This is a genomic window from Enterococcus sp. DIV0574 (genome assembly GCF_051711125.1).
Classification (GTDB): Bacteria; Bacillota; Bacilli; order Lactobacillales; family Enterococcaceae; genus Enterococcus_D; species Enterococcus_D gallinarum.
The window spans coordinates 2,265,276-2,291,175 of the sequence record NZ_JBIOMA010000001.1; the positions used below are offsets into that span (position 1 = coordinate 2,265,276).

At 39.7% G+C, this 25,900-nt stretch carries 18 protein-coding genes and 1 pseudogene; 6 read left to right on the top strand and 13 right to left on the bottom strand.

Annotation, left to right across the window (positions count from 1 at the left end):
* Positions 1 to 2 precede the first annotated feature (2 nt).
* From arcC to IGJ45_RS10955, 6 genes are all read right to left on the bottom strand, one after another.
* Positions 3 to 938: a carbamate kinase gene (gene arcC, locus IGJ45_RS10930; protein WP_349703866.1), complete on the bottom strand. Its 936-nt coding sequence runs from the start codon at positions 936 to 938 to the stop codon at positions 3 to 5.
* 16 nt (positions 939 to 954) lie between these two features.
* Positions 955 to 1,977 carry an ornithine carbamoyltransferase gene (argF, locus tag IGJ45_RS10935; protein WP_349703888.1) on the bottom strand — a complete coding sequence of 341 codons (1,023 nt, stop codon included), beginning with the start codon at positions 1,975 to 1,977 and terminating at the stop codon, positions 955 to 957.
* A 51-nt stretch (positions 1,978 to 2,028) separates the two neighbouring features.
* Positions 2,029 to 3,252, bottom strand: coding sequence for an arginine deiminase (arcA, locus tag IGJ45_RS10940; RefSeq protein ID WP_029486596.1), 1,224 nt, complete (start codon positions 3,250 to 3,252; stop codon positions 2,029 to 2,031).
* A 42-nt stretch (positions 3,253 to 3,294) separates the two neighbouring features.
* Positions 3,295 to 4,410, bottom strand: a complete 1,116-nt coding sequence (locus tag IGJ45_RS10945; RefSeq protein ID WP_021150069.1) for an aminotransferase — start codon at positions 4,408 to 4,410, stop codon at positions 3,295 to 3,297.
* A gap of 11 nt (positions 4,411 to 4,421) precedes the next feature.
* Positions 4,422 to 5,834 carry an arginine-ornithine antiporter gene (arcD, locus tag IGJ45_RS10950; protein WP_156247929.1) on the bottom strand — a complete coding sequence of 471 codons (1,413 nt, stop codon included), beginning with the start codon at positions 5,832 to 5,834 and terminating at the stop codon, positions 4,422 to 4,424.
* A gap of 560 nt (positions 5,835 to 6,394) precedes the next feature.
* Complete coding sequence (locus tag IGJ45_RS10955) at positions 6,395 to 7,456, bottom strand: LCP family protein (protein WP_081131461.1); 1,062 nt, start codon at positions 7,454 to 7,456, stop codon at positions 6,395 to 6,397.
* Between the two features lie 414 nt (positions 7,457 to 7,870).
* Between IGJ45_RS10955 and IGJ45_RS10960 the strand changes: the two genes are divergently transcribed.
* Entirely contained in the window at positions 7,871 to 9,595 is a 1,725-nt protein-coding gene (locus tag IGJ45_RS10960) for an ABC transporter ATP-binding protein (protein ID WP_349703867.1), read from the top strand.
* Positions 9,592 to 11,346, top strand: a complete 1,755-nt coding sequence (locus IGJ45_RS10965) for an ABC transporter ATP-binding protein (RefSeq protein WP_103299508.1) — start codon at positions 9,592 to 9,594, stop codon at positions 11,344 to 11,346. The genes IGJ45_RS10960 and IGJ45_RS10965 overlap by 4 nt, the downstream gene beginning before the upstream one ends.
* Positions 11,347 to 11,424: 78 nt before the next feature.
* Here the strand turns inward: IGJ45_RS10965 and IGJ45_RS10970 are convergent, their stop codons facing one another.
* The 6 genes and pseudogenes from IGJ45_RS10970 to IGJ45_RS10995 form a co-directional block, all read right to left on the bottom strand.
* Positions 11,425 to 11,697, bottom strand: a complete 273-nt coding sequence (locus IGJ45_RS10970; RefSeq protein ID WP_003126008.1) for a GNAT family N-acetyltransferase — start codon at positions 11,695 to 11,697, stop codon at positions 11,425 to 11,427.
* Positions 11,697 to 11,924 (bottom strand): annotated as a pseudogene (locus IGJ45_RS10975) ((4Fe-4S)-binding protein). Before IGJ45_RS10975 ends, IGJ45_RS10970 begins: the two are co-directional and overlap by 1 nt.
* Positions 11,925 to 12,279: 355 nt before the next feature.
* Positions 12,280 to 14,469 carry an alpha-galactosidase gene (locus IGJ45_RS10980; protein ID WP_195957032.1) on the bottom strand — a complete coding sequence of 730 codons (2,190 nt, stop codon included), beginning with the start codon at positions 14,467 to 14,469 and terminating at the stop codon, positions 12,280 to 12,282.
* A gap of 25 nt (positions 14,470 to 14,494) precedes the next feature.
* Positions 14,495 to 15,316 carry a carbohydrate ABC transporter permease gene (locus IGJ45_RS10985; RefSeq protein WP_138372152.1) on the bottom strand — a complete coding sequence of 274 codons (822 nt, stop codon included), beginning with the start codon at positions 15,314 to 15,316 and terminating at the stop codon, positions 14,495 to 14,497.
* Complete coding sequence (locus IGJ45_RS10990; RefSeq protein ID WP_349703868.1) at positions 15,313 to 16,188, bottom strand: carbohydrate ABC transporter permease; 876 nt, start codon at positions 16,186 to 16,188, stop codon at positions 15,313 to 15,315. The genes IGJ45_RS10985 and IGJ45_RS10990 overlap by 4 nt, the downstream gene beginning before the upstream one ends.
* 154 nt (positions 16,189 to 16,342) lie before the next feature.
* Positions 16,343 to 17,629 (bottom strand): ABC transporter substrate-binding protein, encoded by a 1,287-nt coding sequence (locus IGJ45_RS10995; RefSeq protein WP_138372154.1) that lies wholly within the window; start codon positions 17,627 to 17,629, stop codon positions 16,343 to 16,345.
* A 168-nt stretch (positions 17,630 to 17,797) separates the two neighbouring features.
* On the opposite strand from IGJ45_RS10995, the gene IGJ45_RS11000 reads away from it, so the two are divergent.
* Positions 17,798 to 19,315 carry a response regulator transcription factor gene (locus tag IGJ45_RS11000; protein ID WP_138372155.1) on the top strand — a complete coding sequence of 506 codons (1,518 nt, stop codon included), beginning with the start codon at positions 17,798 to 17,800 and terminating at the stop codon, positions 19,313 to 19,315.
* Complete coding sequence (locus IGJ45_RS11005; RefSeq protein WP_349703869.1) at positions 19,312 to 20,997, top strand: sensor histidine kinase; 1,686 nt, start codon at positions 19,312 to 19,314, stop codon at positions 20,995 to 20,997. Before IGJ45_RS11000 ends, IGJ45_RS11005 begins: the two co-directional genes overlap by 4 nt.
* Before the next feature lie 250 nt (positions 20,998 to 21,247).
* On the opposite strand, the gene IGJ45_RS11010 is transcribed toward IGJ45_RS11005, so the two are convergent.
* The gene (locus IGJ45_RS11010) at positions 21,248 to 22,294 is read right to left on the bottom strand and encodes a hypothetical protein (RefSeq protein ID WP_138372157.1); all 1,047 of its coding nucleotides are present in this window, start codon (positions 22,292 to 22,294) and stop codon (positions 21,248 to 21,250) included.
* 776 nt (positions 22,295 to 23,070) lie between these two features.
* On the opposite strand from IGJ45_RS11010, the gene IGJ45_RS11015 reads away from it, so the two are divergent.
* Positions 23,071 to 24,552 carry a helix-turn-helix domain-containing protein gene (locus IGJ45_RS11015; RefSeq protein ID WP_228073953.1) on the top strand — a complete coding sequence of 494 codons (1,482 nt, stop codon included), beginning with the start codon at positions 23,071 to 23,073 and terminating at the stop codon, positions 24,550 to 24,552.
* A 457-nt stretch (positions 24,553 to 25,009) separates the two neighbouring features.
* Positions 25,010 to 25,897 (top strand): Rgg/GadR/MutR family transcriptional regulator, encoded by an 888-nt coding sequence (locus tag IGJ45_RS11020; protein WP_103299493.1) that lies wholly within the window; start codon positions 25,010 to 25,012, stop codon positions 25,895 to 25,897.
* Positions 25,898 to 25,900: the final 3 nt, after the last annotated feature.

The following is a 25,900-nucleotide window of genomic DNA, read 5'->3' on the forward strand; positions in this document are numbered from 1 at the left end:
AGTTAATCAGAAATGATACGAGTCCCTGTTTCGTGATCAAAATCAGCTAGGTCTTCTAACGAGGTAATGATCGCAACATTGTTTTTGCTAACCTGTACAAAATCCATCGCTGCTTGAACTTTTGGCAACATACTTCCTGGCGCAAAGTGACCTTCCTGGATGTATTGTTCCAGTTCTGTCAAATTGACTTGGTCTAACCATTGCTCATTGTCTTTTCCATAGTTTAAGGCAATTTTAGAGACACCTGTCAAAATAATCAACTCTTCTGCCTCCAAGACCTCTGCCAGTTTCTCTGAAGCAAAATCTTTGTCGATCACGGCTTCGACTCCTTGTCCTGATTCAGTAACGGGTATCCCTCCGCCACCTGCACAAATGACAATAAAATCGTTGTCGACCAATGCACGAATGCTGGCTTGGTCATGGATTGTGATCGGTTTCGGGCTGGCAACGACTTTGCGCCAACCGCGACCGGCATCTTCTTTAAAGATCGCATTGGTTTCTGTCATCATCTGCTGGGCTTGCTCTTCAGTCAAGAAAGGTCCTACTGGTTTTGTCGGATCGGCAAATGCTGGATCCTTTTCACTGACTACTACTTGAGTGACCAGCGTTGCTACCTTTGTTGATAAGCCTTCTGCTGCTAATTCTTCTTCTAATGCATTCTGCAACCAATAACCGATACTTCCCTGAGTCATAGCGACACAGGTATCTAATGGCATCGCAGGATTTTTGGGAGAGTTTGCTGCTTGTTGCTGTAATAAGAGATTCCCAACTTGCGGTCCATTTCCATGGGTGATCACTACTTGGATCTCTTGTTTGATCAAAGATACTAAATGTTTGGCTGTTTGTCTAAGCGCCTGTTGCTGCCCTCTTGCGCTAGGATCATCGGTCAAGATCGCATTTCCACCTAATGCGATGACTACTGTTCTTTTATTCGTCATGGTATCCCTCGTCCTCTCACACTCTTGGAATAAATAGATTTCCTAAAGTAGCGGCCATGATTGCTTTGATCGAATGCATCCGATTTTCAGCCTCTTCAAATTGACGGCCATATTTGCTGCGGAAGACTTCATCAGTGATCTCCATTTCTTTGATCCCGAATTCTTCTTCGATTTTCTTTCCGTAGACAGTATTCGTATCATGGAAGGCAGGCAAGCAATGTAAAACAATCAAGCGGTCGTCTGGTGTACCTGTCGCTTTGATCAAATCCATATTGATTTGATAGTCTTTTAGCAAATTGACCCGTTCGGTGAACTTGTCTTCTTCACCCATTGATACCCACACGTCCGTATAAAGGACATTCGCACCACGAACACCTTCAGCAGTGTCATCTGTGATCATCAATTGGCTGCCAGATTCTTTGGCAAATTCATTGGCATAACGAACGACATCGTCTTCTGGGAATAAGGATTTAGGTGCGCAGATTCGAACATTGACCCCAAGAATCGCACCAGTAACTAACAAGCTATTCGCCATATTGTTACGGCCATCTCCCACATACACCAACGTGATGTCTTTCAACGTGCCAAAGTTCTCTTTGATCGTCATGAAATCAGCGATCATTTGGGTTGGATGCCATTCATCTGTTAATCCGTTCCATACAGGAACACCAGAATACTTCGCTAAATCTTCGACGACTTGCTGGCTGAAGCCGCGGAATTCGATTCCGTCAAACATACTGCCTAACACTTTCGCTGTGTCTTCAACAGATTCTTTTTTACCTAGCTGAATGTCATTGGCGCCCAAGAATTCTGGGTGAGCACCTAGATCGATGGCAGCTGTCGTAAAGGCCGCCCGTGTCCGAGTCGATGTTTTTTCAAAGAGCAAGGCAATATTTTTTCCTTCTAAATAGCGGTGCGGGATATTTTTTTTCTTGAGCCTTTTTAAGTGAATCGAAAAGTCAATCAGATACTCGATTTCTTCTTTCGTAAAATCTTTTTCTGCTAATAAACTTCTTCCTTGAAATACTTGTTCCATTATTCATTCCTCCTATGATACCGTTAGTCTTTATTTTTGTAAATTACAGGTTGCTCAAAGATCTTCTCTGATAAATGGCATGCTCATACAACGAGGGCCGCCACGTCCGCGAACGAGTTCACTTCCTGGGATGTAATTAAGTTTGACCCCTGCTTCGACTAGTTTTTCATTCGTGATCAAGTTCCGGTCATAGACGACTACTTCTCCTGGTGCAATCGTCAACGTGTTCGAACCATCATTCCATTGTTCTCTGGCAGCTGCTGTGATATCTCCACCTCCGCAACGAATGAGTTCCACTGCATCTAAATCAAGATAGCGGCAAAGAATCCGTTCCAATGTTTCTTTTTCTTCATAGATTTTGATTTGGTCATTTTGTTTGGAGATGGAATAAACCGTTAACTCGCCTTCGATTTCCGGATGGATAGTGAACTTGTCATAATCCACCATTGTAAAGACCGTATCCAAATGCATGAATTTACGCTCTTCACCGATATTGAAAGCTAGCACATGTTCAAAAGTCGGTTCTTTCTCAAATAATTTTTTCGCCAATTTTTCAATTGAAGCGACATCTGTACGTTGTGAAATCCCAACAGCTAACACTTTTGATGACAAGACTAATTCATCGCCACCTTCGATTCGTGTGGATTCATCCCGATTGTATAAAAGATGTTCGGCTTCTTTTTTGAAAATCGGATGATAGTTAAAGATATACTTGCCGTACAATGTTTCTCTTCGTCTCGTTTCTGAATACATTCGGTTCAAGGAAACACTATTTCCGATCGTAGCAAATGGATCGCGGGTAAAGTACAAGTTCGGCATTGGATCGATCAGAAACGGATACTGATCGTCTACGAGATCGGTCAGATTCTGATGACCAGCGATCTTCATTTCATTTTTTCTCAATCCTGCCATCGTTCGGTCGATCAGTTCACGATTATCAGAGATCGATAGTAAGTATTCTTCAATCACTTTGCGGGTATTTTCACTTTGGATGTTTGCTTCCTGCAAGTACTCTGCAACAAATTGTTCCTTGAGTCCTGTAGAGGTCAAAGATTCAGCTGCTAAATCTTCCAAATAAAGCACATCAACCCCTTTATTTCGCAATGTTTCGGCAAAGAAATCATGTTCTTTTTGCGCTTGCTGTAAAAAAGGAATATCATCAAACAGCAATTGTTCCAAATAATCCGGCATTAAATTTTCCAATTCTTTTCCTGGACGATGAAGCATCACTTGTTTTAATCGTCCAATCTCTGAAAAAACGTGAATAGGTTCATTCATTTTTTCATCCTCCTCATTCCTATACAATTTGTTTCCCTTTTTCTATGAAACTTTTTTTAAATAGTCTGAGAGTAATCTCAAACCAGTTTCTAGCGTCTCTTTCTTACAGCAATAACCTAAGCGGGCGTGCCCTGGTACCCCAAAAGCTGTTCCCGGAACAAGCAAGACCCCAGTTTCTTCTAATAGATCCACACAGAATTGATAGTCCTCTTGTTGGATCTTCAACTTGATAAATGCCGTAGAAACATAATGGGGAACGATTAATTCCACTTTCGGTTCTTGGTCTACCCACTGCTTGACGATGGCAAGATTCTCTGCGACGATTTTCTTGTTTCGTGCGATAATCTGCTCTTTGTTTTCCAATACTTGAATCGCTATTTCATCAGCGATAACACCGCCACAAATCATCGTATAATCTCGGTATTTACGAAAATGTTCCGTGAGTTCTTCACTAGCGGCAGTCCAACCGATACGAATGCCTGGCGTTGAGTAGGTTTTTGACAAAGAGTTGGTGGCAATTCCCTTCTCATAGCAATCGACGATGGAACAAAATGTGCCTTCTTCTGTTAATGGTGCATAGACTTCGTCTACTAAAATGTAGGCATCCGCTTCTTTAGCGATAGCGACAATCTGCTGTAATTGCTCTTGATCAAATAGCGTACCGGTGGGGTTATTCGCGTTATTTAAGCAGATCATTTTTGTTTCAGGTTTCACTTTGGCTTTCAAAACTGCTAGATCAAGCTGCCAGTTTGCTTGATTTAATTCAACAAAGTCTACTTCTGCCCCAAATGCTTTTGGCAAATCATAGAGTTGCTGATACGTTGGCCGCATGGAGACAACATGATCCCCGCTCTCGATCAAAGCGAATAGTGCCAGGAAATTTGCTCCTGTAGCTCCGTTTGTCTGTAAAATATTCGCTGGTGTCATGTGTTGGTATAATGAAGCGACGAGTTCTTTGAATCGATCCGATCCTTCGATCCAGCCATAATCTAAAGGCTGCTGCGCGACACGTTTCAAAAAATCTGTACTCGTTTTGCCACTGAAGGCCATGATTTCCTCTAGCGTCAGTGCTTCGATAGAACTTTGGGCAATGTCATAGGTTGCTTTTTTCTCCCAGATATTCAACCATTCCTCGACACCAAAATTAGCAATATCCATAATCAACCCCCTTATACTGAGATCATTCCAGTAGCGATTGCTACGATCGACAATACTGCTGCTAAACTGACCACAGCCATGACAATTTTTTGCCTATTGCTGATTTGATAGTTGTTCTCTTTACATGCCCGTAAGTAGAAATAGAATCCTGGTAAATAGGCGATGCTGCATAAGAGAACATAGGCAAAGCCTGCTAATGTGATCCCAATGATCTGAAAGGCCGTTGCGACTGCACCAATAAACAATTGTTTATTGTCTTTTTGCTGATAGGAATAAATCATTTGATAGATCCCCACGAGCAAGTAACAAATCAAAATCGCTGCGGTACACATCGAATAAGCAAATTGATACGCGTAATCGGTCACAAGGAACGTTAACAAGAACACGTTCGTCAATGCAGCAGTGATAAACAATGAATAACTTGGTGCTTGTTTTCGATTGACCTTGCCCCAACTTTTTGGCAGCATCCCATCGCGGGACATCAATAAGGTTGTTTCTACTGGTAACATCGTCCATGACAGCCAGCAACCAATGATGGAAATGATCAGACCGATATTGATAAAGGCTGCACCCCACTCTCCAACCATATAGCGCAAAATGTTGGCCATTGCTGGTTGTGGTAACGCCATCAATTCAGCTTGCGACATGACGCCGTATGGCAATAAGGAAGCTAGCACATAGATGACTAGCAAGGAAAGCAAACCGATGACTGATGCTTTTTGGGCATCTGACCGTTTTTCCGCACGATTGGCTAAAACACTTGCCCCTTCAATCCCAACAAAGACCCACATCATCACCATTAGACAACCTTTGATCTGTGACCAGAGACTGACAGAAGCACCACTTTGTAGTGAGCTGCTGACATTTCCCCAGAAATCTGTTGAGAAAATATCGACATGAAAACTAACCAGTGCGATAACCATAAATAAAAACAAAGGAACTAATTTACAGATCGTAACAATTGTGTTGATAAATGAAGCGCTCTCAATTCCGTTATTCACCAGAAAGGTCAATACCCAAATAAAAACACTTGCTAGTAAGATAGACGGAATGTTTTGTCCTCCCTTGAATGCGGGTATAAATTCACCAATTGCACTCATGAGCATTGTCGCAAAGGCGACGTTTCCCAGCCAGGCAGAGAGCCAATAGCCCCAGCCACTGATAAAACCTCCTAATTTCCCAAATGCCGCTTCTGCATACCCAAAAATACCGCCGTCTAAATCTGGTCGTTTGGCGCCTAAATTATTCAATGATAAAACTAATGCAAGAATGCCAATTCCGACGATGATCCATGCGATGATTGCAGGTCCAGGAGCAGCGGACATCGCTAAGTCATTCGTGATACCGAAGATTCCACTACCAATGGATGAACTGACTACTAAGGCAATCAAGCCGACTTTACTGATTCCTCTTTTCTTTTCCATTGTTCTCCAACTTTCTTTAGTATTGTTTAGTAACTTGCATAAATCCCACTTGCAAAAAAAATCACAAAAAGCATTAAAACCAATCTAGCTAAATGAAATACTCTCTCGCCTCTTTCCTTTTATTTATTGATTTTTTCAGCTGAAATCAATCACTCTTCTTCCTGAGAAATAACAATTATTTATCAGGTACATGTATATGATAACGAGTTAAAAACGCTTACATTGTGGCTCAGTTATCATTTCCAATGCCAAAAAATTGGCATTATTCATCCGTAATGAATAATCGCTTTTATCCTCTTTTTTTACCCATTTTTTTCTCCTCTAGCTCATAATCATTCAGATATTTTTTTCTAAGAATTTCATTAGAAAAATTGAATAGTGTCTATTTTTTGAAGAAAATCAATCATTTTCTAACTACATGTCCAAAACCACTCTCTTCTCAAAGACCTATGAATTTATTGCATACGACCGCCAAAAACGGCCCTTTTAGAAACAAAAAAAAGAAACGCCGCAGCGTTTCTTTTTTTTATTATTTCCTATTATAAAAGAACATCATTTCATTAATAGTTTGTACTTGTATCCGTAGTCGTCCCTTGATTTTCTGATGTCGTCTCATCTAATTGACCCAATGCTTTCAGCATATCATTACGGATCTCATTATAGGAGTAATCTTGAATATAAACGATTGACTGGCCATCATAAGATTCACCATCATACCATTCATAAGTATGTTTATCGATAGTAAAACCAGAAAGCATATTCCCAGCTAGTGAAACCAAGTCTTCAAACTTAAAGTTGGTATTGACATTGTCACTGACAGAGTCAAGAATCTCCTGATATTTTGTGACATTATTGATTTTCAATGCTTGACTAATGGCTGCTTCAATGACTTCTTGCTGCCGATTGCCACGATCCACGTCAGTATCCATTTTACGGATTCGAGCAAAAATCAATGCTTGCTCTCCATTCAACGACTGTCGGCCCTTTGGAATCAGTGTTTTACCAGAATTGTCCGAAGTATACTTTTCATTAATGTCATAAGGAACATCTACGGTAACACCGCCGATTGCATCAATGATCTTCTCAAAACTTGTAAAATTGATATTGACATAATAATCAATTGGCAAGTTCAAATAGTTTTGCACCGTTTCAATCGTTGCATCTTCCTCACCAATCGCAAATGCACTATTGATTTTTGCCGTGTTGACGACCGTCCCGTTTCCGGTACCATCGTAGATATTTGTCCAAATATCTCGAGGTAAACTTACCATGTCGATCTTTTTATTTTCGCCATCATAGACCATATAGATCAAACTGTCTGCTCGAGTCGTATCCAGATGCTCTTTCTTTTCTCGTTCGGCATCATTGTCGACCCCCATTAACAGGATCCCAAATTTAGAATCAACATTTGCTGATTTCAATGAATTGTCTTTTTCTTTATTGGATTTGATCACAGCGGATTCTTTAAACATTTTATCCACAGAATTTTTTGCAGCATAATACGTATATCCTGCAAATAAAAAGACTCCTGCAATCGCAAAAAGTACGACGCCTCCTATGATTCGGCGCTTATTACGAGCTTTGCGGGCCCGCTGTTTGCTAAATTTCGACTTTCTATCCATAGTGCCTCCTTCATGTTTCCTACTTCACTCTCCCCGATTGTACCAGATTTTGTTTTCAGCGCCTATTTTTTTAAGATATTTTATATTTTTGCTGTGAATTTTTATGCTAATGCAAATTTGTTCGAAAAAATTTCCCTATGATTTTTCCTTGAAAAAATCTAAAAAGATCATAGCCAAGTAAAGTATCATACGCAGTATTTATCGTATAATTATCAAAAAAATTGAAAACTAATTGTTTGTTTCTGAAATAAAAATGAAACTTTCTTTTCTTTCTTGATTGCTCCCCCTCAGTTTGGAACTATGGTAAGATATGCTAGAAACGAAAGATTTTTTATTCGTAAATTCACAGTGGAGAATTCCTCTCCTGATGCATTTTTTCTTTCATTGACTATTTTATTTTTACAGGAGGTTTTTATGATTGGATTATTACGCTATGCCAAAGACTATCGTAAACAGATCGTCTTAGGTCCTTTTTTTAAGTTTTTAGAAGCTGTGTTTGAACTGGTTTTGCCACTCCAAATGGCTGCACTCGTGGACCATGGAATTCGCCAAAACAATTGGTCGAAAGTAGTTGAAATGACCCTCTGGATGATTGCGATGTCCGTCATCGGGATGATCTGTGCGGTCATCTGTCAATACTATGCAGCCACTGCTTCTCAAGGTTTTGGCACGGAATTACGCAATACATTAATGAAAAAAATCAATTTGTTGTCCCACAATGAATTGAATCTATTTGGAACAGATACGTTGATCACTCGAATGACCAATGATATCAACCAAATGCAAGTTGCATTGGCTATGTTGATCCGTTTAGTCGTCAGAGCACCTTTTTTGAGTATTGGTTCAGTGATCATGGCGTTTGTCATCGATTGGCAAGCGGGCTTAATTTTCTTATGTGTGCTGCCACTTTTTTGTATCATTTTATTTTGGATCATTAGCAAGACAGTGCCATTATATAAGAAAGTCCAGATCCGCTTGGACGAACTAAATGAACTAGTCAGCCAAAATTTGAGCGGTATTCGTGTGATTCGTGCTTTTGCTCGAACAAAAACTGAGACCAAACGTTTTGACCAAGCCACAGATGATTTGACCAATGTCTATATTCGTGTGACCAATCTTTCTGCATTATTGACCCCAGCTACAACCATGATTATGAATTTAGGAATTATTGCACTCTTTTACTTTGGCGGTTTCAAAGTGAACATCGGAAACTTGGAACAGGGGGAAGTACTGGCGTTGGTCAATTATATGAACCAAATGCTGTTGGCACTGATCGTTGTATCGAATCTCGTCATCATTTTTACTCGCGCTGCTGCTTCGGCTTCACGGATCAATGAAGTTCTTGATACAGAACCGTCGATTGATGATAGTTTATCTGAGGTTTTTATGGATCAACAAAAACAGGCAGGTGCCCTTCGTTTCGAACATGTGGACTTTCGCTTTTCACCTAACTATGGCTTAGCATTAAAAAATATCGATTTTGAGATTGCTTCTGGCACAACCTTGGGCATCACTGGTCCAACTGGCAGTGGGAAATCGACATTAACGCAACTGATCCCGCGATTTTATGACACAGCTGCTGGTAAAGTGATCGTTGATGGACAGGATGTACGCAAGTGGCCGCTGAAACAATTAAGACAAAAAATTGCCATGGTTCCTCAAACGGCGGTTCTGTTCACTGGTACGATTCGTGAAAACTTACAATGGGGAAAAAAAGATGCGACAGACGAGGAATGCTGGCAAGCATTAGAGATCGCCCAAAGTCGCGACTTCGTCGAAGCACTACCGCAAAAGTTGGATACGCCGATTTTTGAAGGAGGCAAGAACTTTTCTGGTGGGCAAAAGCAACGCTTAACGATTGCTCGAGCAATTATTGCTAAACCTGATATATTGATTTTGGATGATTCATTAAGTGCGCTAGATTACCAAACAGATCTGGATCTGCGGATGGCTTTAAAAGAAAAAATTCGCGGAACGATCATCATCATTTCTCAGCGTGTTCGTTCGATTCAAGACGCACAGCAGATCTTAGTGTTAGATCAGGGAAATCTGGTCGCCAAAGGCACCCATGACGAGTTGATGATCACTTCCAAAGCTTATCAAGAAATTGTGGCATCTCAAGAGGAGGAAGAAGAATGAAAAAGAAATCATTTGATTGGTCTGCCTTCCGCCGCTACCTCCCCTATCTCGCTGTGTATGCCAAAGAAACTTGGACTGCTGTCGTTTTAGGGATCGCTGCTGGCATCTCAACGGTTTTTATGACTTATGAAATAGGTCAGGCTGTCGATAAAATGATTGGTCCTAGCAAGGTTCATTTCGAAGAACTTTATCGCATTCTCGCGTTGTTTGGCGGTGTAGTGATCGTTACTGTTGTCAGTCAATGGCTGATCCAACGATTAGGGAATCGAGTGGCCTATCTGTCTGTCGCTGATCTGCGCAAAGAAGGTTTTGCTCATTTAAATACACTGCCCTTGCGTTATTACGATCAAACGTCTCACGGGAATATCGTCAGTCGTTTTACCAATGACATGGATAATATCTCAATTGCGGTTGCTGCTGTCTTCAACCAATTATTCTCCGGTATCTCTGTCGTGCTGATTGCCTTGGTAGTCATGGTTAAGATGAGTGTGCCACTGACTCTCGTCGTTCTTGTTTCAACACCGATCATCTTTTTAGTCAATTGGATCGTGGCACGAACATCACAAGCAGATTTTGCGCGTCAACAAGAGATCGTCGGTGAAATTTCTGGATTCGTTACCGAAATGATCGGCAATCAAAAAATTGTCAAAGCATTTGAACGAGAAGCAATCAACCAAGAACAGTTTGAAATGATCAATGACGAATTAAACCTTCGTGGCCGAAAAGCACAGTTTTCTTCCTCGTTGACCAATCCGCTTTCCCGTTTTGTTGACCATCTTTCCTATCTGTCTGTCGGCTTCGTCGGTGGTTTATTGTACTTTTCAGGCTCGGGGCTGGTAACAGTTGGGATGATTTCAAGCTTTACGATCTATTCTAGCCAATTTTCAAAACCATTTATTGAACTGTCAGGCATCACCACTCAGATTCAGACTGCATTAGCTGGTTTGGCACGAACCTTCCAGTTATTGGATCAAGTGCCAGAAAGTGCGGATGACACAGCAACACAAACGATGAAGGAAATCAAAGGTAAAATCGACTTTGAAAATGTGGCTTTTGCTTATGATCCAGGACAAAAACTGATCGAAAACTTTTCTTTTACAGCTGAACCAGGTGAAACGGTGGCAATTGTCGGAAAGACTGGTGCCGGTAAATCGACACTAGTCAATTTGCTGATGCGTTTCTACGATGTTGATCAGGGAACTATCCGAGTAGACGGCGTCGATATTCGTCAATTGCAGCGAACAGCGTTACGAAAGAGTTTTGGTATGGTCCTTCAAGACACGTGGCTGTTCGATGCTTCTTTAAGAGAGAATCTCCAATATGGCAATGACACGGCTACCGATGAAGAAATATACGATGCTTTAAAAAATGCATATATGTATGAATACGTTATGCGGTTACCAGATAAATTGGATACGCCGATTGGGCAACAAGGCATCAAGATTTCCGATGGGCAGCGGCAATTACTGACCATTGCTCGTACTATGATCAGTAATCCCCCGATGCTGATCCTCGATGAAGCCACCAGTTCAGTCGATACACTGACAGAAAAGAAAATTCAGGATGCCTTTTTGAAAATGATGGAAGGAAAAACCAGTTTCGTCATTGCCCACCGCTTATCAACGATCCGTGCGGCTGATAAAATTTTGGTTATGGATGCCGGACAAATCGTCGAACAAGGTACTCATGAAGAATTGTTAGCGGAAAAAGGGTATTATTACCGTCTCTACCATGCTCAATTTCAACATTAACAGTCACATGTTGATAGATTAACGCTAAAAGAAGTGGTTCCCTAAAAGAACCACTTCTTTTTTTAAAATTGAGAATTGTTATTTACTCCAAACATCGCTATATTCCGGTTTACGTTCAAACTCTTTTTTTGCAAATGGACAGAGTGGAATGATTGTTTTCTTTTCTGCGCGCGCTTTTTCTACCCCTTTTGCCACTAACTTTTCTGCCAGTCCTTGACCACGATAGGCTGGATCGACAAATGTATGATCAATGATCATTCGTTTTGTTCCTGCATTCGACCAAGTCATTTCGCCGATCTCTTTCTCGCCGTCTAATAAGGCAAAACGATTTTTTTCTTCCTTGATTTCCATTAGTTTTCTCCCCTTTGAATAAATTTTAATGCGCCGCTTGGACAAGATTGGTTCACTTGAGCAACTTGTTCTTTTTGAGCATTATCGGGAATGACCCACGGTCGACGTCCTACCTCAAAAACAGTTGGATTACCTCAAACACACTTCCCACTGTGAATACAAATGTCTTTGTGAGAATAAACATCGAATGCTGAGCCATGATATTTGCGATACCCATCAGCAAGCAACTGTTCCTCTGCGTGTTCTTTTGAGTGCTCTGTCGTTGTTTTCCCTCCGTCACTGCTTGACTTTTATTGACCCCCTTCATCATAAGCTAAATCAACAAAAAAATAAAACAATCGCCATTTATACGTAAAAGATTTAGCAGAAAAAACAACTCTACTAGAAAAAACTGCAACATAAGCACTTCAACAAACAAACGATCCGAAGACACATCGAATCCTCTCTACAATCCGATCCTCGTCCCTAGTCACAGAGAGAAGAATTCTTTCTCAAGTCCAGTTTGGATCACTTCGTCTGCTTTTGCTTCTGTTACAGCTCAATTCGTTTGATTTCATTTGATAGTGATTACTGAAAAGAACCTTAGTCATTGTTGATCGCTGTTAGATGAACCATTTGTGTTGCATAGTCGCCGGATAAAGCAGGATCAATATAGAAACCGATCTGCATCAATTCATCGCCGCCGATTTTATATCCCCCCATTTGATACACTGTATCTGCCGCTAATCCCGCCAATTTGAGAGTGATTAGCGGTGCAGATGCTTCGGCTAATACACGGAAATAGAAAACAATCGCTTCTTGTTTATCTTCAGAAACGTACATCCACGCAGTATCATTTCCTGCAAAAGGACTCAACAAGCGAATAAACGTGCCATATTGGAAGAGTTGTCGATGTTTTTTATAAAAGGCAACTTGCTCTTTGATGGCTGCTTTTTCTTCATCGGTCACTGTCGTCAAATCCAGCTCATAGCCCAAGACACCAGACATTGCAACGTTTCCGCGGATCGCTAAGTCAGTGATCCGCTGTGTTTGGTGGTTAGGCACTGCTGAAACATGCGAACCCATGCTAGAAGCCGGGTATGACAGGCTGGTTCCATATTGGATTTTCAAACGGGCTATCGCATCGGTATTATCACTCGTCCATATCTGCGGCATGTAATACAAGAAACCTGCATCAAAACGACCACCCCCGCCAGAACATCCTTCAAACAAAATAGTGGGATGAGCAGCTGTCAATCGTTCTAAAAAGTCATACAGACCTAAAATATAGCGATGGAACACCTCCCCTTGCTGGGTAGGATCTAACAACAATGAATAGACATCCGTCATGTTGCGATTCATGTCCCACTTAATATAATCAATGGGTACTTCGTTAAATAGAAGGGCTAACTGATCAAAAATATGTTTCCGAACATCTTCTCTAGAAAAGTCCAGTACAAACTGACTGCGACTTAATGCGGGAGAACGTCCAGGTACTTTTAAGGCCCACTCGGGGTGCTGACGATACAACTCGCTCGCTTCTGAGATCATTTCCGGCTCTAACCAGAGACCGAATTTCAAACCCTTCTGATGGACTTTTTCCGCAAACCCGCGCAGACCAGAAGCTAACTTTCCTTCATTCTCATACCAGTCACCCAGAGAAGTCAAATCATTTTCTCGTGCACCAAACCAACCGTCATCCAAAACAAACAATTCAATTCCCAATGCCTTCGCTTCATCGACGATCTGCTCCAGTTTTTCTTCATCGAAATCAAAATAAGTGGCTTCCCAGTTATTGATCAACGTCGGACGTTCAGTCAGCTGATACTGTCCACGAATAAGATGACTATTATAAAAGCGATGATAGGTTTGTGACATTTGGTTGAGCCCTTGATTACTATAAACTGTAACCACTTCTGGTGATTGGAAGCTTTCCTGAGGTGGTACTGTCCAGGCAAATCGATAACTACTGATGCCCATGATGAGCCGCGTTTGATCATAAGGATCTTTTTCGATAATCGTTTCGTGATTGCCGCTATACAGTAAACTAACGCCATAACATTCTCCCGAGAATTCTGTTGTAGCGGGATCTGCCAAAATAACAAAAGGATTCTGTTGATGGCTGCTGGAACCTCGCTTGCTGTCCAATTTCTTGATACCTGTCTGAACTGGTTCTCGACTGATTTGCCGTTCTTTCGCCCATGCACCATTCAATTGGATCAAATCAAGCGGTCGGTTGGGAAAATCCAGTGATTGACTGGCTAGTTGATGGATAACGATTGGTTCAAGACCGTCATTTTTTAAGGCACTTGAACGAATAATTGCTGATGTATCAGTAAAAATACTATAGTTCAAAATCAATTCAAGCGCGGCAACTTCATCTCGCAATATGATTTGCAACGTTTCGATTTCTTGCGGAGCACCGTGAGTTTGAGGCAACCCCGCAAGTGCTGGTTTGCCTTGACTGATTTCATGGCTTTGATAGATAAAATGCGCAACATGACTGCCATTTGGCAGTTGGATATCATATGCCGCTTCACGAAAATCACCGAACCCATTCCCAGGAAATTCCATCATCAGCGTATCCAGCGAGAATAAGCGATCCTTGCTGCCTGCTGGATTCGGCGAAAAAGAACGATCTAATCGTGGGTAACGATAATGGCCAGAATAATGGGTAATTTTCTTTCCAAAGTAGATATGCGCTAAATTTCCACCTTCTTCGATCTGCATCACATAACTGATTTTGTTGTTGCTTAAATGAAAAATATGGTTTTTTTTATCAAAATGGATCATTTCATTTCCTCGTTTTCTCTTTTCTTCACTTCACAGAACCTAACATGCCTTGTACGAATTGTTTTTGTAATACGAAAAAGATAATCGCTGTTGGCAAAGTGGCGATCACGATCCCGCACATCATCATGCCGTAATCCGGTGTATAGGAAGCCCCCATCGCAGATAAAACCAACGGAACTGTCCGTTTATCCGGTGATTGCAAGGCAACTAATGGCCACAAGTAGTTGTTCCAGCTATTCATAAAGGTAATGATCGCTGCTGCTGCATAAGTATTTTTAGCAGTAGGCATATAGACTCGGAAGAAAATACTTAACTCATTTAGCCCATCAATGCGGGCTGCTTCTACTAATTCTTTAGGGAAAGCTTTGATATTTTGGCGGAAAAAGAAAATCAGGAACGCTGTACAAACAGAAGGTAAAATGACCACTGCAAAAGTATTGATTCCGATTGGGGTTCCGCTAAGCTGACTAAACATGCGGTATAACGGAATCATCAAAGCCGCAAAAGGAACCATCATCGATAAGAGTAAAATATTGAAAATGCGATCTTTTGTTTTGGTTCGATAGATCTCAAACCCATAGCCCGCCATGGAAGAAAACAGCAACGCGAAGACGGTCGTAATGACCGCGATCACTGCAGAGTTGCCCAAAGCACGAGTAAAGTTCAGTTCAGAAGCAAATAAATTTTGGAAATTGATCACCAGCTGATCACCGATCATGATTTTTCCTGCCACAATGTCAAAGGTTTGATTGGTCATTCCCAATACCATCCAGACAAATGGAAAGACGGAAATAAAGGCCAAAAGACCTAAGAAAAGATACTTTAAGCTTAAAGAGAGTGTTTTCAATTTTCTTTCCCTCCTAATTTTGTTTGGATGACGGATAAGACCACAATAGCGATCACGATCACAAAGGATACTGCCGCCGCATAGCCAAAGTTCGGGGTGAATTTATAACTTAAATTATAAATGTACTGCGAGAGCGTGGTGGTTGCATTGGCAGGTCCCCCACCTGTAATATTTTGTACTTCGTCAAATAATTGCAATGTTCCGATCGTTGAAGTAATTGTCGTGAATAAAATAATTGGCCGCAAATTAGGAATAGTTATCTTGAAAAGTTGATCCCATTTAGTCGCACCATCAATTTCAGCAGCTTCATAGATGCTAGGATCAATGTTTTGCATACCAGAAATAAAGAAAATCATATTATAGCCTGTCCAGCGCCAAGTAATGGCAAAAATAATCAAGACTTTTGCCCACAAAGGATCCGTTAGCCATTGAATCGGCACCTCAATCAAATGAATTTGCATTAATAAATTATTGACTAACCCATTCGCTGAGAATAAACTTTTCATGATCAACGAGTAAGAGACCAATGAAGTGATACAAGGTAAAAACAAGGCCGTTCGGAAAAGACCTTTGAATTTTAATTTTTTGTCATTTAGTATGTTCGAGACGATCAAAGCCAAAAACAGCATGATCGGTACTTGGATCAATAAGTATAAAAATGTATTACCAAAAGCTTTCTTAAAGGTTGAGTCACTCAGCATCCGCTGATAGTTTCCCAAACCGTTGAATGACATCGTTGTCGGCGGTCCCGACTGGAAAGACGTAAAAAGAGCTGAAATCATAGGAACAAATACTAATAGTGTAATCAAGATCACAGGCAAAGAAATAAACGCGTTTCCATTCGCAAACCAATTTTTCGATTTATTTTTCATGGTGATTCCTCCTTCAAACGACACTATGGCACCAATCTAATGACTATACGAACGATTGCTGCTTAACAATCTCCTCTAATGGGAAATTATTGGTACCAGCAGCTATCGTTCGTATCTGATTTGTTGATTATGAAACCATAGCTAAATGATTTGCTTAGTTTGCGATTTGTGCTTCTACTTGTGTTTGTGCATCTTCTAGTACTTTATCGATATCTTCCCCATTGATTACTCGCTGCAAGCTTTCTGTCAATACAGATTCGATCGCATAAGTATGATTGCCGTAGTTGACGGCCGGGATCTCTTGTGACCATTGAGAGAAGTCTTGGAAAACTTTTTGTCCTCCATAAAAATCAAGTCCTGAAGTATATTCTTTTGTCTCTTCGGCAGCATTCATCGTTGAAACCAGCCCAATTTCAGTTGCCAATGTTCCCATCAATTCTTTATTTGAAGCAAACGTTTTCGCTAAAAAGTCTTTCGCATTCTCTTCACCAGCTACGCCTTTAATGACATACCATCCTGCTCCGCCAATACTTGATGCGTTCACTGAATTGCCACCAGCTAGTGCCGGAATCGGTGCAATCGCCCATTTGCCGCTTTGATCTTCAGCCCCTTGAATCGTACTAGAATACCAAGCACCTGTTGGTGCTGCAGCAACATTTCCGGATTGGACTGCATTGACGCCGCCATCCCAATCAGAGACTTGTTCAACTAATCCTTCATTCAGTAGTGTCGCCAATACATTCAAGCCGGCTTTGAATGATTCGTTGTCTTTAATCGTTACTGTAGTGCCGTCTTCACCGGTATACCATTCACCAGCTGACTGCATGATGATCCGTGCCAATCCCAAATCGCTTGGATCCAGAGACATCATGGCATGTCCCGTTTTCTCCTTGACATCTTTGGCAATTTGAATAAAGTCATCCCAGGTAATATCTTGGAGATCAGCAGCTTCATATCCTGCATCTGCTAAATAATCTGTACGATAAAACAGCCCTGCTACCCCACTATCAAAAGGTACACCGTAGATCACATCATCGATTTTGTTGACGGCGAATTTGTAGCTGGAAAAGTCATCTTCATTGACAATATCAGTTAAGTCGCTGAAAGCATCCGGATAGGAAGATAAATAGCCTTGAATACGATAGTCTTCGATCAAAACGATATTTGGCAAGCCATCCGTATTGCCTGATGCTAGACTAGTGTTCAACTTTTGAACGATGTCATCCTGTGACATGGTCACTACTTCCACATCAACATCCTTGTTTTCGTAAACCTTTTTCGCTTCATTGACAGCTTTGATATTGAAAGTCTCATCCCAAGCCCAAACTGTAACCTTATCAGAAGAACCTCCAGTGTCACCAGTACTTTCGTTGTTGCTGCCACAAGCTGTCAATGTCAATACAGTAGCGGCAGTCACAAGTGATACAAGCAATTTTTTCATTTTTCTCCCTCTTTCCTTTTAATTACATTTTTACTATACACTGGAGTTGTAAACGGATACAATACGCGTGGAAGAGCTTACTAAAATAGTCCAAAAATAGAAAATTTTTACCAATACCTTTCTTTTATGAAAGCGTTTATACTAGAATAAAGAAATAGGGGGGATACCATGCATCATTTACATACAGTCTTGCTTGTGGATGACGAGACCACTATTCGTGATGGTTTAAAACATATGATTCGTTGGGAGCAAGAAGGTTTTCGCTTGCTAGGAGATGCAGCAAACGGACAGGAGGCTCTAACCCTGATCCAGCAATTACAGCCAGAGATCGTGATCACAGATTTAAAAATGCCGCAAATGGACGGCATCCAATTAACAACCATCATTCAACAACAATACCCATCTATCCATTTTCTGGTATTGAGCAGTTATGATGATTTTCACTATGTCAGTCAGTCTTTTAAGAACGGTGCCATTGATTACTTGCTAAAGCCAACATTGACGCCTGCTTTGTTGATGAAAGCCCTAAACACCATCCGCGAAAAAATATCTGATACCCGCCAAATAACCGCTGAGGTCCCATTGCAAGAATCTTTGAATCGCTATCTGGCTGGGTATGAAGAACCACTTACTCCTTTTGCTGACTATCTTGAAATAGCTATGAAACAGCAACTATGTTTTCTTTATACGAATGTCAGTTATTTTCGTTCCACTGAACAGCTTTTTCATGCATTGACAGAATTTTCGCAATCGAATTCTCGCTTGAAAACATTGGCGTTCAAGACCAGTAATAATGATGCGGGACTATTGATCAGTTACGCAGAAGAAAGTGATTTTTTTGCTTCTTTGAAAAATTGTTTGGACCAGTTGAACTATACCGAACCGAATGCCTTTTTTACCCTTGGATGCCCGTTTGAATCGATTGAAGACTTGCGTTCGGCTTTTCTGACTCTAAAAGATAAAAGTCGTGAACAATCCTTTTTTTATAAGCAGCAGCGGCTTGTCTTGGAACAAGAGCTTTTTTTGTATATGGAAAGTGATCGTTTTGATACAAAAAAATTTTTACGGGCATTATTAGACAATAATTTTTTATTGGGGATTACACGTATCGAAGACTATTTCAATGAAATGATTCTATCAAATGTCGATCCTAACTTTCTGAAGCAGCAGGCCAGCAGTATTTTTTATACGCTGTTGTCCCGCTTAGAAGAAGAATTTCCAACAGCTTCCCGCTTTAGTCGCTTGCGAGCGGAATTTCTCCATGAGATCGGTCATGTCTTGTATTTAGAAGATTTTTCCGATTTGTTATTGTCAACGATCGATGAGATACGTCTGCAATTGACGACTCTTTCCCCTATGGATGAAGATGACTTACTGGTCTCGATCCAGCGCTTCATTCAAGACAATTATATGAAGAGCCTCTCACTATCTGAGTTGGCAGAAACGTTCCACTTTAGTTATACCTACTTGTCAGCTTTCCTTTCTTCAAAATTAAAAATGAGTTTCTCTGATTATCTAAAAAATACACGTCTAGAAAAAGCCAAAGAGTTGCTGACCCAATCTGAGTTGAATTTGTCAGAAATCAGTGAAGCAGTTGGTTATTCCGATATCAGCTATTTTTCTCGAATCTTTAAAAAAGAATTTCAAGTCACTCCTTCTAAGTATCGGCGGTTGAACCAATTATGAGAATCCAACAGTGGCTCAAAAAAAATGAATTGTTCAGCCGAATCTTTTTGTTTGTTGTGGTAGGAGTAATCAGTGTTTGTTTACTGACAGTGATCGTTATCTATGGACGGTCCAAAGATGCTTATGTGGCTTCGTATCAGAGCTCGAACCGCTTGCTTTTGGATAAGATCCAGGAAGATTATGAGCGCTTGAATGAGAATATCAATCGTATTTTTGATGTCGTCGATGAGAGCAAAGCCGTAGAAAATTATTTAAAAGGACAGCTAAATCAGGGAAGAACGATTTTAGAACTCAATGAACAGTTGAAAGATACTCGCTCGCTTTTTCAAACGATTCCTTCCAACTTGGTATTGATTGGAACGAACGGACGATCATTCTTTCAAAATGATGCTGTCCGAAACCAGTCGGTTGAAACTTTTTTGGCAAGTGAATTTACGCAGCAAATCAATGAAAATGAGGCTATTAGTCAATACTATTTTCTGGAACAAGGGTTGAGCACTTCTACGAGCCATTCACCAGGACTGATGTACGTGCGGAAATTAATGAAAGACGATGCTTTATTCGGTTACGCATTGATTTTTTTGAAAGAATCTGATTTTTCTTCTATTTATCGGCAGTTGTTAGACACAACATTGCATACCATCTACGTGGTCAATGATCAAGGACAGATCTTGTCCACTTCTGAAGAACAAAAACTAGGAACAGCTTTTGATCCAGCAATGATCGAAGTGAAAAATGATTCTGTTAATCAAATGCCTCTTTATTCTTATCAATTCACATTTTATGATCTGCTAGATGAATCTCATTTAGTACGCAATATGAATCTGATCAAACCAGCCGTACTGATCGCTTTTCTTAGTATTTTGCTTTTTAGTCTGTTCGCTTTCTGGATCATTCGAACAATCACACAACCTATCTATCAATTGATCGACAAGCTGCCGGCAGTCACACAAGGTGATTTCAGCAATAAAGTCTCAATCAATGGCACGTATGAAACGCAAGAACTAGGTCGTGCCTATAATTTGATGCTGGAGGATTTAGAATCCTATGTCGACCATTTGATGATCACCGAAGCGGAAAAACGCAAATTTGAGATCCGTTCCTTACAGATGCAGATCCAACCCCATTTTGTTTATAATACACTAACAGCAATCAAATTTTTGATTTGGCAAAATGAACAAGAGAAAGCAACTCAAGCCATCGATAGTTTCGTTCAATTGCTTCGCCATACATTCAACCGCAAAGAGATCGTTCCATTAAAGGATGAACTAGCCATCGTAGAAGAGTATCTGATCCTGATGAACGTTCGCTATGGTGACCGGATTCAATCAACGATCTTCTCCGCAGAAGAATGTGAAAATTGTTTGGTTCCTAAAATGATCTTGCAGCCAATCATCGAAAACGCTTATCTGCATGCGTTTCCTGAAGAAGAAAAAGGCTATATTCAAATCTTTTCTCGCATCAGTAAATCAGGGCTAATCATCGAAATCATTGATACAGGTATCGGCTTTGATGAAGCATCCTCGTTGAATAAGAATCAGTCGATCGAACATTATTCTGGTATCGGATTGGAGAATATCGATCAAAGAATCAAGTTACTCTACGGGGAAAAATATGGCTTGACCGTTGCCTCTCGCGTCAATGAAGGAACTACTGTACGCCTATTACTACCAAACCAGTAAGCAGTATAACTATTGAAAGAACATAAAAAATCCAACCATTAGCACTCCGGCTATTTTTCTCAACTTTTAGAAAAACAGCTTCTTCAGAGGGCTTATGGTTGGATATATTTTGATAGTAATCGTTTAAGTTTTCACCATTGGAGGCAATGACTTGTTGATACAAAAACCAACCATCAATGATCCGTCTCCCATGGAGATACTGCATTGATGATTGGTCACTCACTACTATTTTCGTGTTTGTCTTTTTCCTTTAGATCCGATTTTCATGATCGGCAGTTTTGACTAAGTTCGCTCCGACCATGCCGCCGATCGATGTTAGAGCTAGTCCTAAGACCATTGCTACAAAGCCCCAAATTGATGCTTTAGCAGTTGCATCACTTACTTCATCAGCTTTTTTACGCGCATCTTTGACTGCTTGATCGATATCTTGTTTTGCTTGTTCAAGATTTTGTTGTGCTGTTTCAATTTGCTGTTGTGCTTCGTCAGAAGCTTTTTGCAACCCATTAACAATATTTTGGGTAGCTTCTTGTGCTTCTTGTTGATTTAGATCGGTATTTTTTGCTACCGCATTTGAAATGGCATCTTCATCAACGGAATCGCTGATTTTCGTTGCCCGATCTTGTAATTTTGTTGAAAGATCATCGATGATTTCGTCTGCTTTATTTGGATCCGTAGCGATTTTCTTACCTGCATCGGTAATATCACTCGTTGCATCAGAAACTTGATCTTGCAAATAGTTTGGCTGCAATTCAGGAACGTCAGTGTCTTTTAATACGTCGCGGACGTCCGTTTGCAATTGATCTGTATCAATATCTCCCATGTTTCCTGTAATTTCATCAAAGGCTTTTGATGCGACATCTGCTGTTCCCGATGCGACATTCTCTACGCCACTTCCGACAGCTGAAGCGATATTGCCCAATAGTGAACCAACTACAGAAAAAGCCCCAATCGTTAAATATGATAACATAACGATCGTAACGATCATACTGGTTGCCCAAGTAAGAAATCCATGTACCAAACCAACGCGTCTAGCTGCTACACCAGAAACAAATCCTGCGCCGAATAATGAAAGAATCAGTGTCACAACAGTCCAAATCATCAAGCCTGTTCCCACACCATCCAGCGGGTTGTTTGAAGTAGGTTCTACCATTCCAAAGCCGATCGCTGAGCCGATTAATGAAAATGTCATGAATAATGCAATAAACGTCACGACTCCTGCGAAAATTGAGCCCCAGGATAAGTTATAACCGGCCTCCCGCTCATTTGCTCCTAAATAATCTCTAAATCCGTGTTTCATTTTACGTCCTCCTTTTTTTCCTCTAAAACCAGTCTAACAACCCTACGTTTTTTTATCAATCAAGACGACTTATCCCTCGCCCAGAAGTAAAAATACATTTGTTTTTCTATTCATCAGCACTAGCTTTTCAACTTATATTTATTAGGTTTTGTCACCATTTCTTGATAGATAATAAAAATAATCGTTTTTGAAGAAACCCACGCCATTCTCAATTGTCTCCTAACCATTCTCACTCCTAAATGGACAACAATTTTTCAGATTATTTCCATGTAAACAAAAAAGCACAACTAACATCTCTCTTGTTCGCTAAGAATAATCGTCAAAAAGCTTTTGTACCGCCTTTTTCTAAGTTCAGCATGTAGGATTTCCTAAGGATCAGCATCGTCTATTTACTGAAATCACATGGATAAAAATAAGTACACGCACTTGTCACTGTTTTTTAACTTGTAGGAACAGGTATTATGTGTTATTTTAAAAACAAAAAATCTTCTTATATCGTTCGTTTATTAATTACGTACATATATTTAAAGACCGAATAATTATTCTATAGTGATTCTTTTACTCTAAAAAAACGCATAAAAAAAAGAGAAAATCTGCTATTTTTGAATAGCGATTTTCTTCACATAAAATCCAATGATAATTTTACACCGAGATTATTTAATTACACAACACGACAAAAGAAGAACTTTTTTAATCAAAAATTGGCATCTCAAACTTACATTTTTGATTCATTATTAAATAATATTTATGATAATATTTTTAAAAGGAGGATGATTATGTTTGAAGATCTGTTACTCACCAATCATGCAAAGAAAAAATTAGCAATTTTGACTTATTTAAATGAGAATACCAATCAACCAATCAATATCAGTAAAATCGCCGAGCATCTGGGCTTGTCTTATCACGGGATAGCACCACTCATAGAGGAAATGCAACAAGAGTTTTCAGCGCTTTATCAAGTTTCGTTATGTGAAAAAGGTTTCAAGGTTCGTTCATTAGAAGAACCACTTTCCTATTCACTTTATCAGAAGTATTTGATTCAGGAAAGCCTTGCTTTCCAACTTCTACTTACATCGATCATGAACCCGGAAATGACCATCAATGATTTTTCAACTGTTCATTTTGTCAGTCATTCAACGATCACCCGGGCACTTAAACCACTGAAGACTTATTTATTGGGAAAAGAAATCCATTTGAATGTTTCTCAGTTGAAACTGACTGGAAATGAAATCAATATCCGTTCATTTTACGTTCAAATTTTAACTTATCTAGAGAACTCACCATTAGAAGCGGATTACTTAACGGACTTCAGTGATCAAACGGTTTTGATCAACGAATTAGCATTACAAAAGTTTTCTCCTGTTAACCAACGACTGATCTTAGTCATTTTATTTGTATCCAAACTTCGATTCGAACAAGGCTATTTGCTTAACCCAATCAATGGTTTTGAAAAATTATTTTCAAAGATGAACCATCCTCTAGAAAATTATTTTACGGCATTTATGACTGACGAAAAGCAAGTAACTTATCAGATCAATTATGTCAAAGGAATGCTGTTCTTTCTAGTCCGTTTCGCTGAGCCAACACCAGAAAGAGCTGCTCTACTTTGTGATTTCTATGAACAGATCAAAGAAGATGATCCTATTTTTCATGAGTTTATGGCTGATTTTAGTCACGTATTATTACCAGAAATCGTTGGGATCCCTTTTGATGAAGAAGTATTTTCTGAAATTCAAAAAGATAGCTTCATTATTCTGTATATTTTTTATGCAAACAATGGCCTATTGATTGATTTTTGGTCTCAAAATGAGTTGAATCTATCCTTTCAAAAGAAAGGATTTACAAATCTACAGAAAAAGATTCGTCCATTTTTGACAAAATACACTCGACGTGTTGGTTATGAATGGCTCAAAAAAGCCAAATCGCTAGTCCTAGACTATCTGACTTTTTTCATATATCCGTTTTATCAACAGCATCATTTACAAAAATTACAGGTGGGAATCATTCCTTCATTGAATTTATCAGCCATTCAGCAAATCAGTTTTTTATTGGATCAAATTCAATTTGTGGACTATGATATCGTAAGAAACCACGAAAAAGACTTTGACTATTACATCGTTCCAGCAAATAGATTGTTGCCAGCAATTGAGTATCCTGCTTATGTCATGGAAGAAACTGAGACTCTAAAAGAGTTGTCGCCATTATTTGACGCTTTATGGGAGGAATATCTGACAATCAACGACTTTTCGATAAACTAAAAAACCAGTGGCTTCCTTTTTGGAATGCCACTGGTTTTCTGTCTATCATTCTTGATTTAAACATAGGAAAAAGCAGAAATCGCTGTTTTCCTGCTTTTTCCTACTTCAAGTTCCTGTTTCCTCCTAAGATCGACAGCCTGGAATGCCTGCTAAGCAGGACTTTGGGGAGAGGTCAACGACCTTGGAGGAGCAAATAGTAAATTATTACTAGAAACCACCTATTTTTGCGTTACTGAAATCTGATGTTGATCAGATTTACTGAACGAACTTTTAGCGTAAGAAAGAAAAAATGTTGATCATATTTTCAACAACTTCCCATGGAAACCCAAATAATTGAAACATTTTCTTTTCCTCCTTTAATTGACTTTCCTTCAGTTTAATTGGAAAATAGTACTATAGTTGATTTGGACTATTTTTTCGTCCACCTATTTTCTAGGTGCATTTAGGAGGTGCTTTTTTGGAAGCCAATCTATTACTGAAAAAGTTACGTACTGAACGTAATCTTTCCCAAAGAAAGTTAGCAGCCGATATATCTGAGCGGAGCACGTTAGCTACTTTTGAACAAAAAGGACATCGAATTGCTTTTGATATTCTTTACAAATACCTTGATCGCTTGAATGTGACTCTCGAAGAATTTGAGTATCATTTGACAAACAATCAATTAAATGAAAAGAAGCAACTCTCGAAACAATTTCACAATGCTTATTACCAACATGATTATGATCAGCTAGCAATCTTGATTGACGAGTCAAAAACAACCTACCAAGAAACACAAGACTTTTTCTACTATCTTCTTTATAGCCAGTACTATTTGATCCTAAAGAAAAAGGGTTTTCTACATACCATCGATGAAACAGAAAAAATCGAGGCAGCGATAAAGAGCTACCTCGACAAAATAGAAACCTGGGGAAAATTTGAGATTACCATATTTGCAAATCTAATGTTTCTTTTCACGGACGAATATATTTTGTTTCAAATCGAGCAACTAAACAAGCAGGAATTTTATAATAATTTGCTTAGTCTCAATTATCATATTTATTCTAAGTTGTTGACTAACGCGGCCTTTCTTTTCATTGACCGCAATCAGATCGATCATCTTAAACAAATTTTGTTTTATATGACCAAAAATATTCCATTGGATAACGACCGGATTCGATTGATGATCCGCTATTTCGAAGGGATCATCGCGATCTTCCATGGTGAAATCGAAACTGGAAAACAAACAATCACGAAAGCAATTGAGATCCTACACTTTTTAGGTCAATCTGCCTACGCTGCTGAACTATCAGAATTAGCAACCAACGTCCTTTTGACAGTGGCACCATCTGAAGAACCTTTTTTATAATGT